Annotated in this window: 8 protein-coding genes; 6 read left to right on the plus strand and 2 right to left on the minus strand. The window is 42.9% G+C overall.

Annotated elements, in window-relative coordinates:
- The first annotated feature begins 109 nt into the window (after nt 1–109).
- A complete protein-coding gene (locus tag ABD128_RS10135; protein ID WP_343990494.1) occupies nt 110–2,026 on the plus strand; it encodes a cation:proton antiporter in 1,917 nt (638 codons plus the stop codon).
- Between the two features lie 139 nt (nt 2,027–2,165).
- Here ABD128_RS10135 and ABD128_RS10140 read toward each other — a convergent pair whose 3' ends face one another.
- Entirely contained in the window at nt 2,166–4,229 is a 2,064-nt protein-coding gene (locus tag ABD128_RS10140; protein WP_343989801.1) for a GGDEF domain-containing protein, read from the minus strand.
- A 188-nt stretch (nt 4,230–4,417) separates the two neighbouring features.
- Complete coding sequence (locus ABD128_RS10145; protein WP_343989802.1) at nt 4,418–5,752, minus strand: hypothetical protein; 1,335 nt, start codon at nt 5,750–5,752, stop codon at nt 4,418–4,420.
- Nucleotides 5,753–5,934: 182 nt separating this feature from the next.
- Between ABD128_RS10145 and mfd the strand changes: the two genes are divergently transcribed.
- The 5 genes from mfd (at nt 5,935) to amaB (ending at nt 13,573) form a co-directional block, all read left to right on the plus strand.
- A complete protein-coding gene (mfd, locus tag ABD128_RS10150; protein WP_343989804.1) occupies nt 5,935–9,399 on the plus strand; it encodes a transcription-repair coupling factor in 3,465 nt (1,154 codons plus the stop codon).
- 81 nt (nt 9,400–9,480) lie between these two features.
- On the plus strand, nt 9,481–10,242 hold the full coding sequence (locus tag ABD128_RS10155; RefSeq protein WP_343989806.1) for a CsiV family protein: 762 nt from the start codon (nt 9,481–9,483) through the stop codon (nt 10,240–10,242).
- A 27-nt stretch (nt 10,243–10,269) separates the two neighbouring features.
- Nucleotides 10,270–11,409: a saccharopine dehydrogenase family protein gene (locus ABD128_RS10160; RefSeq protein ID WP_343989808.1), complete on the plus strand. Its 1,140-nt coding sequence runs from the start codon at nt 10,270–10,272 to the stop codon at nt 11,407–11,409.
- Nucleotides 11,410–11,435: 26 nt separating this feature from the next.
- On the plus strand, nt 11,436–11,675 hold the full coding sequence (locus ABD128_RS10165; protein ID WP_343989810.1) for an EF-hand domain-containing protein: 240 nt from the start codon (nt 11,436–11,438) through the stop codon (nt 11,673–11,675).
- A 377-nt stretch (nt 11,676–12,052) separates the two neighbouring features.
- Nucleotides 12,053–13,573: an L-piperidine-6-carboxylate dehydrogenase gene (gene amaB, locus ABD128_RS10170; protein ID WP_343989812.1), complete on the plus strand. Its 1,521-nt coding sequence runs from the start codon at nt 12,053–12,055 to the stop codon at nt 13,571–13,573.
- Nucleotides 13,574–13,638 lie beyond the last annotated feature (65 nt).

A 13,638-nucleotide genomic window follows, 5' to 3' on the forward strand; every position in this document is an offset into this window, starting at 1 on the left:
TATAAGCTTTTACTGGACACATTGCTTTTACTCCATCATCATATAACACTTTAAAACAAGTCGTACGTTGTATATACCCAACCCATAACGGACTTAATTGACCAACATTATGCTTACACTCGATCTTGCCCTTATATTATCTGGAATTTTGGCACTGGGCATCGGTGCCCAATGGTTATCTTGGTATTTAAAACAACCTTCAATTTTATTATTGTTGCTGATCGGTATTGTGATCGGCCCAGTCTTTGGCTTTTTTGATCCTGATCAAGCCTTAGGTGATTTATTGTTCCCTTTTATATCTCTTGGGGTAGCGGTCATATTATTTGAAGGCTCTCTAACCCTCGAGTTTCATGAGGTTAAAAGCCACGGTCGGGTTGTTCAAATGCTGGTGTCCGTTGGGGTGCTAATTACGATCACTATAGTGTCCTTAGTCGCCTATTTCTTATTCGAAATGGACCCTAAGATTGCGATACTTTTCGGTGCATTGGTCTGTGTCACAGGCCCCACTGTAATTGTGCCCATTTTACGCAGCGTTAGACCCAACAAGAACATCAGTAATATTCTTCGCTGGGAAGGTATTATCATCGACCCTATTGGCGCTATCGCAGTAGTATTGGTATACGAGTACATCATTTCGGGTGGTTCTGGCGATCACGCACTATTGGTATTCGGTGAGATATTACTCATCAGTAGTTTGATCGGGATGATTGGTGCCTATGTTTTAGCCGTCTTATTTAAAAAGCACTTGATTCCAGAGTACTTACGAAACGTATTCGCGCTAGCTTTTGTCTTGTTGTTATTCTCAATTTCGAATCACATCGAACATGAGTCAGGACTATTAACCGTAACCATCATGGGTGTCGCCTTAGCTAACTGGCCAAAGTTTGAGAAAGATGACCTACTTGATTTTAAAGAGTCTCTATCCCTACTCCTAATTTCGGTGCTATTTATCGTTCTAGCAGCACGTTTGGACCTCGAGAGTTTACTTTCAATTGGAATTCCAAGCTTAATACTTCTAGCCGTAGTGATGTTTGTGGCGCGACCTATTTCTGTTTGGGCTTCTAGCATAGGCTCTAAGCTCAAGGTCAATGAAAAGTTGATGATTAGCTGGATTGGGCCTCGCGGTATTGTGGCGGCTGCAATCTCATCCTTATTCGCCATCAAGCTTGAAGAATATAATCTTGCTGGAACAGAGTATTTAGTACCGTTGGTCTTCGTCATCATAATCGGTACAGTACTCATCCAGAGCCTTGGCGCAAAGCCGATAGGAAACCTTCTTGGTGTCCGTGAAGCGTCTGACAACGGTGTTTTAATTATTGGTAGTAATCCTGTTGCTTTGAAAGTTGCTCAATCGCTACGAGATTCTGGCTTTGATGTCATCATGGCGCACAACAATTATACCAACATCTCTCGCGCACGTATGGAAGGCGTAAAAACTTACTTTGGCAATCCCGTCTCCGATCATGCTGATCGAAATTTAGATCTGATAGGCTTTGGTCACCTTTTTGCCATGAGTATGGATCGCGAGCTTAACACCTTGTGTGAGATTAATTACCGTCACGACTTCGGTAAGAAAAACATTTATCGCTTGAAATTCAACGATGATCGCTCGAAGAGCAATGGCAAAAACAAGCAAAATGGTGAAAAGAAGAATAACCGCCAAGAGCGTACCGATTATTGGCAATCAGCTTGGTTGTTCGGTGAAGAGGTGAGCTATGGTAAGTTAGCCAGTATGATCGCCAACAACGCTAAAATTAAGACAACAAACATCACAGAAAACTACAGCTACGAACAGTATCGAACTGACAATAAGAACCATATTGCGTTGTTTATGATTGATAAAAGTGGTTCGTTACAGGTCTTTTCATCAGAAACGGGGAAAAATATAGACAGTGGCACTAAAATTATCGCACTAGTTCATGATCCTGATAATAAAAAGAACATTCCTAGCGATAACCCTGCCAACAAAGGGCAGAAGAAACTAAAGACCCTAGCCGATAAAGAAAAAAGCATTGATGACGATTAGTGTTTAACCTATACATTTAAGATAACCAGACCAATAGTACTCCCTATTGGTCTCTTTTTTCTCTTATCGCTTTCACTTACAAGCTGTTAAACACTATGAAGTAGACTGACTATTATGTCAGGATCTCTAAACCAATACTTTATTGGTTAGGAAGTTCTATTGAAGAACTTATAGACACTTGGTTCTTCTCAATTAAATACTCAAAATCCTGTGCAAAAAGAGAATCCCAGCTTTCAGGTTCAATGACCGACTCAATACAAACCCAGCAGTCTCTCTGCTTATACTTCCCATAGTATAAAGCCATATCAGATAACTTAACCAGCTTATTCCAAGTCATGTCCTTTAAAGTGTTTGCTCCACACGGATACAACACAGCACCAATAGTACAAGTGATGTCAATCTCAATATTCTCATCAACCTGATACGGTGCTTGCTTAACAGCTTCAGAAAGTCTGTTAGCCAAAGTCACCATGCTTTCTTGACCATGTTCTAAACGGGCTACTAAAATAAACTCCTCACCTCCCCAGCGCACAAACAAATCAACATCGCGGATCGCTGAATTAATACGCCGAGCAAACTCGATAAGGACCTTATCACCGGCGGCATGGCCATAAGTGTCATTAACTTCCTTGAAATGATCAATATCAATCAGAAAGATACCGAGTTCATTACTATCTTTTGTTCCTTGGGTACGCTTAATATAGCCCAGCTCTCGCTCGATATTCTGCTCGAGGAAACGTCTGTTCTTTAAGCCAGTTAAGGTATCAATAATACTAAGCTCTTTATACTGCCTTGCTAAACGTCGCTTCTGGCTAAATCGAATATAAATCAACAGCATTAGAAGTATCAGAATAAAAGACATGGCTACGACTAGGCGATATTGTCCCTCGATTTGTTTTTGTTGTGCTGTTTTAAGAGCGACTTCTTTTTCAAGAAGCTCGTTTTTTAATCGATCTTCCTGCTGTTTACGATAAAGCTCCGATGTTGAAGCAACTGGCGAAGATGACTGTTTAAGGCGTTTTTCAAGCTTATCAATGAACAATTGATAGAAATGCTCCTGCCCCTGACTACGAAGGGATTCGTCGTCTAATTCTGAAATTCTTTTATAAACATCAATTTTAACTTCTAAAGGCGTGTTGTCGTGTAAAGGTAAGCACGCATTCATATTTGCATCCTTGCCTATCTTATGCCTCACTAACTCCCGATAACAATACAAATAGTAAAACTCTGTACTGTCGACTTCAGGCTGCTTATAAGACTCGGCTAAGTATTGCTCGGCTTCGACAATCTCATCGAGATAGGCCGCAGACATAGATGAAAACAGCAGTGAGGATAACTTTACATTGGGAAGACTGATGTCTGAGGAATTGACTAACTTAAACCACTTCAGCGCCTCCTCATAATCGCGTAAATGGAGTGCATAGGCCACTCCAGTATTAAAGCGGGCTACTACAAGGCTTGATTTAAGATAGGTAGCTTCACCTGGCTCATCTTGAATTTTTTGTTGGAGTCTTTTTATCGTTTTTTTATGTAATTCAATCCCTTTGTTCACATAATGTTCGTCACCATGGATCACATAAAGTGAAGCAAGATTTGCCATTGCATCATTCAGTGCGTAAAAATCAAGGTGTTCTCCAAGTGATAAGGCTTCGTTATAACTTTCAAAAGCTTGTTTAATATCACCATTTCCAGACTGCTCCCAACCTAAAGTCATTAAAACCTGGGCTATAATTACCTCGTCCCCTACCTCAGTCGCATCCTCATACAGTTTTAAATAAGTATCAATGGTCGTCTCATAAGATTCATCAGCCGCCATAGCGCATAGATAGCGGTAGACTAAATCAAAGGACAATGGTGCGTTCGACTGACAATATTTATCCGCCTCTGCACTTTGGAAATGAGAAAAGTACTCAAAAGCTAAGGAGCGTCTAAATCGGTATAACTCAACCGCGTCATGAGTTTGTTCTACTTGGGAATTTAACCAGTCGATACGAGCTTCTGGTGACATGGCCTGATATGCATCTGGGTAGGCTTCTAACTTTTCTAGCTCTACTAAAGTAACAGCCTCTTCTAGAGGCTGCTCAGAGTTTGCCGTTATAGTACTCTCTTCAGCAAAAGCATTCGTTGTTGAGCTGTAAATGATGGCGAACCCAATCAGCACAATAGACATTAAGTTATTTATGGTGAGAAACTTTTTCTGCATAATTATTCTAATCTTTATGGCCTAAGACCATAATAACAGTCTATGTACGCAAGTCCACCGCAAAAAAACTAAATATGTATGAAAAACAACCAGATCTAGGTTCTATCTAATCCTTTTTGTCATACTATTTGTACAAGCAAAATAATAATAAGGGAGTATTTTAGACGATCAATTATTTCGACGATCCATTAATAGCCATCTGAAAACAAAACACGTTGCACACCTGTAATAGTCCAAGGCCCTTCTCCACCACCAGCTAGTGGCATTGGAGCATAACGTTTTTCACCGTTAGCTTTGGTTTCTGTATTCAGAATATGCACAATCTGATTTGCTAGTTTGCTTCCTGCAACTTGGGTTTTCCATGAGCGGTAACCAGCTGGCCACTCAAGAGTGTATTGACGTGGGCGTGTGCCACCATAGCCTGGAACAGTTCCTATGTTTTTAAAGCGTTCGCCTAGTTCAGTAATACCCGCTTCTGCAAGTAAAAAATCTAAACGTGAAATAATAGAGCTAGCAACGCGACTGCACCACCAAACCATCGGCAATCGCCCTTCTTCATAATCCAAATAGGATGTAGCCGCAGAAGCGAGGAATGACCAACCAGAGTTCATTTTTGCCGTAGAGTTTTCATCTTGATTTAAAGCTGCCTTAATAACCTTATACACATTTTCTAGCGTGACGTCTTTTTGAGGAGTTCCACTGACATCAAATAACTCGACAGCAGTTTTAACGGCCATGTGTCGCCACTCTTTATCCCAAGGTGTTTTCCCCTCAACTGGCTCAGCACTATCAACACTTTTAGCTAATTCAGTAGCGCGATAATACAGAGGGTCAATAGTGGCTTCGTAGAGACCATAACCAATTCTAGGCTTAGGCCAAAAGAATCGTAGCAACCGTTCATTCCAACCTGCTACAGCATCTCCAACCGGTTTTTTCAGATAAACAGGTTGATGCGGAGCATCGTCGATCCATTGCACTAAGGCTTTTATGAACTCTTCATCACTAGCATCCGCAGATGGTACATAGGGCGGATAGGTATCTTCACCGATCAGCTCAATTCCCTGATCATCTAGAACCACGGGGTCACTCGATGGAGCTTCGATATCTGCTTGGACACGCGCTTCCGCGTAATTCATAAAGTCGTCTTGAACAGCAAAAGCTAGGCTATCCCAGTACTCGACCGCGCGCTCCGTTAAACAAGCGGCTTCGACCTCTTTGCCATTATCATCAGTGGTTGAAGTTATCTCCAACCACTTTGAATATTGCCGGATAAATTCAGTACTTACCTGTGAGCTATTACGATATGCCCACGGCACCATCATTCGCGCGAGCACCTCTAAACTAAAACGGCTCCGCTGACGAATTAGCTCGCTGAGGCTATCATCGCTCTGCCCAAGTGGCATTATTGCGTATTTCCACTGCTGTGGATGCTCTGAAAATCGTTTAAACCATACCTTCCAGCCCGCTATAAATAGAGCTGGTGTTATCGAAAAGTCCTTGGCGTGTTCAAAACTAATATTCATACTGGCCTAAGTGGTTGCTCATAGCTTTTTATTAATAAGCTAGGTATAGGTGATTGATTCCAATACCTTATCCAGAATGCGGGTTTTGTGCAAATACTTGTTCAATTACTGTTCACGCTTGTCTAAGATCGCTATAATTCGCCAGCGACAAAAACCAAAAGCAACGATTCAAAAGGCTGTTCATGCTATTACCTCTGCCCACATTACAAAACAAAAAGAACTTTATTAACCACTGGCAAGGCTTTGCTGGCTCGAGCCGTGCGCTTGCTATTGTGGAGCAAGCCAAGCAATCAGATCGCCCGCTGGTTGTAATTTGTAATGAAGCGTCTCAGGTGTGGCATTTGCAGCTCGAAATAGAGTATTTCCTCGGCAAAAATGCTGAAACTGAAGCCAAACTTCCGGTTTTCAGTTTCCCAGATTGGGAAACGCTGCCCTATGATAACTTTAGCCCACATCAAGATATCGTCTCACAGCGACTGCTAACGCTCTATCAGCTTCCTCGCTTAAAACAAGGTATTGTCTTAATCAGCATTAGCACCCTACTGTTGAAGCTGCCGCCACGCCAATACATCGAACAAAACAGTTTAATCATGCGAACGGGCCAAGAGCTTGATATGCATGAGGTGCGGGGCTTGTTTGAGCAACACGGTTACCATGCCGTAAACCAAGTCTATTCACATGGTGAATTTGCGGTTCGCGGCTCTATTCTAGATGTATTTCCAATGGGCTGTGACCAGCCACTTAGAATCGACTTTTTTGATGATGAAATTGATACCATTCGCTATTTCGATCCGGAAAGCCAGCTATCCGAAGAAACCATCAACAATTTCGAGCTACTCCCTGCCAAAGAATTCCCTTTAGATAAAGAAGGAATTGAAACCTTTCGTCAGAACTTTAGAAGTGCTTTCGATGTGGATTTACAAAAAGTATGGCTCTACCAAGAAGTCAGTAAAGGTAACGCGCCTGCAGGGATCGAGTATTACCTGCCTCTGTTTTTTAATCAACTCGATGAAAATGGCCTCGAAACTCTTTTTGAATATTTGCCTGAAAGCTCGATTATCTGCTCGCTAGGCGTTCATGATGAGGCTATAAACAGTTATTGGGATGAAATTGACGAACGATATCAACAAAGACGCCATGATATCGAAAGACCTATTCTAGAACCCAAAGAACTATATTTAGAAAAAGACCAGCTTAATGGCCTGCTTAAAAATAGCATTCGTATTCGATTAGAGCCTTCATCGCCCGAACAGAAAGCATTAACCGCCCCAGTGCCGCAAATGCCAATCGAGCATAAAGCGGAAGATCCAGCGCACCATCTGCGTAATTTCTTAAGTCACTGGCAAGGCCAAACATTAATTGCCACAGAATCACCAGGCCGCCGTGAGGCGTTAAAAGACTTGCTTGAGCGACATGATATCCATACCCAAGTTTCGAAGAGCTGGGAGGCCTCAAGCAGTACGATTACCGAAAACCGAGTTGAAGTTGGAGTTGCTCCATTAACTCAAGGATTTGTCGTTGGCAAACTAGCCGTTATTACAGAAATGGAGCTGTTCGGCGAGCAAGCCATTCAGCGTCGTACCGTTGAGCGGGATCAAAAACCCTCCATTCAAGCTGAAGATGTCATACGCAACTTAGCTGAGCTTAAGGAAGGTGATCCGGTGGTTCATGTCGAGCAAGGAATTGGCCGCTACCGTGGTCTTGAGAAGCTCACGAGTGGTGACTTGGAAGCTGAGTATTTAATGATCGAATACTCTGGTGGCGACAAACTCTATATCCCCGTTCAGTCTCTCCATCTTATTAGCCGCTACTCAGGCACTAACCCTGAATTAGCTCCATGGCATAAACTGGGTACAGAAAGTTGGGATAAAGCGAAAACCAAAGCCGCAGAAAGAGCACGCGACGTAGCTGCCGAGTTGCTTGATGTTTATGCGCGCCGTGAAGCCAAGAAAGGCTTTGCTTACCCACTTGATGAAGCTGAATATAATCGCTTTAGTAGCGAGTTCCGTTTCGATGAAACACCCGATCAAGTCACTGCTATTAACTCCGTCATTAGAGATATGACTGCGCCACAGCCAATGGATCGCTTAGTTTGTGGCGATGTTGGCTTTGGTAAAACTGAAGTTGCTCTTCGTGCGGCTTTTATCGCTGCCCACGCTGGTAAACAAGTAGCGGTCTTGGTGCCTACTACCCTACTTGCACAGCAGCATCTCGAAAACTTTAACGATCGATTTGCCGATTGGCCGATTAAGGTTGCAGCACTTTCAAGGTTCGCCACTGCCAAGGAAGTCAAAGAAACTCTTAAGGGTTTAGCAGATGGCACCGTCGATATCGTAGTCGGCACACATAAAATCATTCAACAAGACGTCAAATTCAAACGTTTAGGCTTGTTGATCATTGATGAAGAGCACCGTTTTGGTGTGCGACAAAAAGAGCAGCTAAAAAAATACCGTTCTGAAGTGGATATTTTAACGCTAACCGCAACACCGATACCAAGAACGTTAAACATGTCGATGTCAGGCATGCGTGACTTATCGATTATCGCCACGCCACCGGCCAAGCGTTTGTCGGTAAAAACCTTCGTTCGCGAGCACAATAAAGCTCTTATCCGAGAGGCTGTACTGCGTGAAATCCTTCGTGGTGGACAGGTTTATTTCCTGCACAATAGTGTAGAAAGTATCGAACGCACGGTGCGAGAACTAGAAGAGCTGTTGCCAGAAGCGCGAATACACTTTGCGCATGGTCAAATGCGCGAACGCGAGCTTGAGCAAGTCATGCGCGATTTCTACCATCAGCGCTTTAACCTTTTAGTCTGCACAACGATTGTCGAAACCGGTATCGATAACCCTAATGCCAATACAATGATTATTGATCGAGCTGATAAATTTGGCTTAGCACAGCTGCATCAATTGCGCGGACGCGTTGGTCGCTCGCATCACCAGGCCTACGCCTACCTGCTTACGCCTGCCGAGAGAAAGATTACACGCGATGCTGAAAAACGCTTAGACGCAATCGCATCGTTAGAGGATTTAGGCGCAGGATTTACCCTAGCCACTCACGATTTAGAAATTCGTGGTGCTGGCGAGTTACTGGGTGAAGAACAGTCTGGGCAAATGCAGGCAGTTGGCTTTACCCTATTTATGGATATGCTAGAGCAAGCCATCAAAGATATTAAAGAAGGCAAAGAACCAAGTTTGCAGCAAAGCCTTAGCCAAAAAACAGAAGTCGAGCTCGGCGTTTCAGCGATTATTCCAGACGACTATATTGGTGACGTCGCAACTCGACTCTCCTTGTATAAGCGTATTGCTAGCGCCAAGACTATAGACGAGCTAGATCGCTTACAAGTTGAGTTTATCGACCGCTTCGGTATCTTGCCACCAGAGCTTAAAAACTTGTTTGCCATTAATGAGCTGATTCTTGAAGCGGTTCCGTTGGGTATCAATAAAATTGATCTGGTACACTCAGGCGTTCGTATTCGCTTTAATCAGGACAGTCCGATTGATCCGACAAAAATCATTAAATTGATACAAATGAACCCAGCATTTTATCGTTTTGAACAAAACGTCATTCTTAAAATCCTAACTGAAGAGGAAGAGCTTAAGCCCTTGCTTAAAGCAATACGCTTAGTATTTGAAAAGCTCAAGTGAGGATAACTAAGACTAGGCATAAACCATTTTCGTGTTAAACTCATTGCTCCAGACGGGGCGATAAAACAACTATTTAGACTGATGAAAAACAAACTAATACAGATACTTACAACTTTTTTGCTAGCGTTATCAGCTTTAAACCTAAATGCTCAAACTGTGTTTGACGTGGAAATGGTTTTCTTTAAACGCATTGGCGACCTCCATTTCACAGGACAACAAGAGCCTATTACTCTGGACGAGACAGAAGTTAGTGAGTACCTTTTAGCTGATGCCGAAAACACTTTACCTGAAGGCTATGCCCTATTAGCTCGTAACGAAAGAACTCTTGAGGGTGTTTATCGTCGCTTACGCTCTAGTCCAGAGATGCGTCCTATGCTTCATATCGGTTGGCGCCAAGAACTCAAAGATAAAAACGAAACGCCATGGCTTACTTTTAGTCTACAGGATGAACCTGAGCAAGAGGGATTAGAAGGGTTTGAGGGAGTAATACGACTCAGCAGAAATAAAGGCTTGTTACTAGAAAGTCGCACTGTTGGTTATAAAGAAGTCGCCGAGAGCCTTCCTTTAGAAATAGAGACTTCTGAAACGTCTGATGATGTTGAATTATTAGATCTCCCTTTTGCGACGGATTCCGAGCAGCAGCCTGAGGAAAGTAACGAAAAAGAAGAACTCATGGTGCAAGACATACAAATGCCCGATCAGTTGGGTGGCTTTTTTGAAATGTCTGAATCAATAAAAGTTAAACTGGGAAAACTGTATTATATCGATCACCCAACTATGGGACTTTTGGTTAAAGTGACTCCCTATCAAGCGAGTCTCGAAGAGCAAGAATCTTTAAACTAACCATCGTTTTAAATAAAAGGAAGCTGTATGAGTAATGTTGTTGTACTTGGTGCCGGTATGGTTGGGAGTGTTATCGCACGAGATATGTCCGAGAAGCACGAAGTATCGGTTGTCGACAATAATACACAAACACTGAAGCTTGTTAAAAAGCGTTTACCATCCATTAACACGATAGAGGCTGATGTACTCAATTACGATGCATTAAAGGACATATTAGAACCCTTTGATATTGTTATCTCAGCAGTCCCAGGGAACTTAGGCTTTAATACTCTAAAAAACGTGATTGAGTGTGGTAAAAGTGTGGTGGATATCTCTTTCGCCGCTGAAAACTGCCTCGAGCTGGACTATCTCGCGAAAAAGCATGAGGTAACCGCAGTTATTGATTGCGGTGTAGCACCTGGCATGGATAACCTATTGCTTGGCTTTTTAAATACTAAAATGGAGGTAACCGACTTCGAGTGTTACGTCGGTGGTTTACCTAAAATACGCTCTAAACCTTTCGAGTATAAAGCCCCCTTCTCACCGATCGATGTCATTGCTGAATATACCCGCCCAGTGCACTATTTTGAAAACGGACGCGAACTGGTTAAAGAACCATTAACCGATCGCGAGCTAGTAGAGTTTGATCGCGTTGGAACGCTCGAAGCTTTTAACACAGATGGATTACGTAGCTTAATATATACTATGAGTCATATCCCAAACATGAAGGAAAAGACTCTCCGCTATCCCGGCCATGTCGAAGCAATACGCACACTCAAGCAAAGTGGATTTTTCGATACCGAGCCAGTAACTGTCAATGGAATGGAAATCAGTCCTTTAGAGTTCACTTCTAAAGTACTCATCAATGAATGGAAGCTTAAACGTAAAGAGCCTGAATACACCATCATGCGTGTCAGAATCAGCGGACTTGAGAGTGGCAAGCGTAAAGAATATGTGTACGACCTGTTCGATGAGTATGACACCATCAAAGAAGAAACCTCGATGGCACGAACTACCGGCTTTGCAGCTAATGCAGTAGTCAACTTGATCCTTAAGGAAAAATTTGACAAGGTCGGGGTCTATGCACCAGAGCATATCGGCGGGCATACCGACTGTTGTAAAACAGTGATCGACTATATGGAAGAGCGAAAGGTCCGCTACCGTCTGGAAGTTAATAATTTAGACTAAAAGCCCACTCAAGATGAAGGAGCCTTATGAAAACACTCAACGATAAACAAATCGAAGGCATCAAAGAGCATTTTAGCTTTTTCGATCGTGATAACAATGGCGCAATCGACCTCGAAGAGTTTGCCGAGTTGCTGAAAGTGCTATCACCAGAGTCTACACAGACACAGGCTCAAAAAGGTTTTTCGCTGATTGACACCGATGGCAGCGGTTATATTGAGTTTGATGAGTTTTTAGAATGGTGGAAGACCTGTTGGTGGGAATATTAAGTGACATCATCAGGGTTTCTTGTAAGATTTATGGCTCTGCCTAGAGCCATATACCCCCCTATTCGTAAAAAACTCGCCTTATACAGATTCTCTGTAATTACCTCCCCTAATTTATAGATACTATTTTAATCCTGAACCTTAAGCTAAGACTGAGTGCAAAAGATTGATTTTGATAAGAATTACTAATAAATAGCATCCTATCCATAGAGATATCTTTTCAGACTTGTCCGACCAGAATTAAACTTGTTCAAACTTTAACCAGCAAGCCCAAAATTTACTGGCGAAAACGGGTCTTGAGTGGTAAGGTTGCTCCGCAAATTTGAGATACAAGAAAGCAGAATTTTTGCTTTTCAGTATAAATTAAGTAAGGGGCATTTATGGAATTCTTGCAAGAGTTAGGTATTCAAGCGGTCAACCAATCTGCGAGTTGGGGCCAGGGTTATACTGATACTCAAAACGCTGGTGTGATTGAGTCATTCAATCCAGCCACAGGCGAGTTAATTGCAAAAGTAAATGCAACCTCAGAAGAAGATTACAACAGAGTTATGCAGCAAGCTGAAGAAGCGTTTGCTGAGTGGCGCATGGTCCCAGCGCCTGTCCGTGGCGAATTAATTCGTCAAATGGCAGACGCTTTGCGTCAACATAAAGATGCCTTAGGCAGCTTGGTAAGTGCCGAAATGGGGAAAATCAAGGCCGAAGGCGATGGTGAAGTTCAAGAAATGATCGATATGGCAGATTTCGCAGTCGGTCAATCTCGCATGCTCTATGGCAAAACCATGCACTCTGAGCGCCCTGAGCATCGTATGTATGAGCAGTGGCACCCTCTTGGTGTTACCGGCGTTATCTCCGCTTTTAACTTCCCTGTAGCGGTTTGGTCATGGAATGCATTTATCGCAGCTGTTTGCGGTAATACGGTAGTGTGGAAGCCATCACCAAAAACTCCCCTAACGGGCGTTGCCGTACAAAATATCTGTAACAAGGTTTTAGAGAAAAACGGTTATAAAGGTATTTTCTGTTTATTTATCGATACTGAAGAAAACGCATTATCTCAAAAGTTTATAGAAGATAAGCGCGTAAAGAAGATGTCGTTTACTGGCTCAAGTGAAATCGGCCGCATGGTTGGCATGAAAGTCGCGGAGCGTATGGGCAAATCACTGCTTGAGTTATCGGGCAACAACGCCTTGATTCTCGATGAAACCGCGGATCTTGATTTAGCCGTTCCTGCAGTGGTGTTTGGTGCAGTTGGGACTGCTGGCCAGCGCTGCACATCGACTCGTCGCTTGATCGTTCATAAAAACGTAGCTGATGAAGTTATTCCAGCGATAACAAAAGCCTACAAGCAGGTAAAAGTTGGCAACCCTCTCGATAGCGATACGCTAATGGGGCCTCTAATCGACGAAAAGGCAGTAAAAAATTTCGAAAATACGGTGGCTAAAGCTAAAGAAGCTGGCGGCGAAGTCCTCGCTGGTGGTAGCCGTATTGAAGGTCCTGGTCACTTTGTAGAACCAACCTTTATTCGTGCTGAAAATCACTGGGACATTGTTCAGACTGAAACCTTTGCCCCAATTCTGTATGTGATGACTTATGAAACCATTGATGAAGCGATTGCGATGCAAAATCATTCCAAAGCAGGTCTATCCTCAGCAATTTTCACACGTGATATAAAAAATGCTGAGCGATTCCTATCAGCTATAGGTTCTGATTGTGGTATCGCCAACGTCAATATCGGCACTTCTGGTGCTGAGATTGGCGGTGCTTTTGGTGGTGAGAAAGAAACTGGCGGCGGGCGTGAAGCAGGCTCAGATGCTTGGAAAGCATATATGCGACGTCAGACGAATACTATTTTCTGGGGTGACACTCCAGTTCTCGCCCAGGGTATTAAATTCGACCTGGGTTAATCTGTTTTTTTATTGATGCCACACCTAGAGTTGTGGCTTTTGTTGTTTTCCTTTTAATAGGAGTT

It is taken from the genome of Kangiella japonica, assembly GCF_039523535.1.
Classification (GTDB): domain Bacteria; phylum Pseudomonadota; class Gammaproteobacteria; order Enterobacterales; family Kangiellaceae; genus Kangiella; species Kangiella japonica.

Bases quoted from the DNA above. Each gene is read 5' to 3' on its own strand.
- ABD128_RS10145 (WP_343989802.1), bottom strand. From the start codon at position 5,752: ATGAATATTAGTTTTGAACACGCCAAGGACTTTTCGATAACACCAGCT.
- ABD128_RS10140 (WP_343989801.1), bottom strand. From the start codon at position 4,229: ATGCAGAAAAAGTTTCTCACCATAAATAACTTAATGTCTATTGTGCTG.
- mfd (WP_343989804.1), top strand. From the start codon at position 5,935: ATGCTATTACCTCTGCCCACATTACAAAACAAAAAGAACTTTATTAAC.
- ABD128_RS10135 (WP_343990494.1), top strand. From the start codon at position 110: ATGCTTACACTCGATCTTGCCCTTATATTATCTGGAATTTTGGCACTG.
- ABD128_RS10160 (WP_343989808.1), top strand. From the start codon at position 10,270: ATGAGTAATGTTGTTGTACTTGGTGCCGGTATGGTTGGGAGTGTTATC.
- ABD128_RS10155 (WP_343989806.1), top strand. From the start codon at position 9,481: ATGAAAAACAAACTAATACAGATACTTACAACTTTTTTGCTAGCGTTA.
- amaB (WP_343989812.1), top strand. From the start codon at position 12,053: ATGGAATTCTTGCAAGAGTTAGGTATTCAAGCGGTCAACCAATCTGCG.
- ABD128_RS10165 (WP_343989810.1), top strand. From the start codon at position 11,436: ATGAAAACACTCAACGATAAACAAATCGAAGGCATCAAAGAGCATTTT.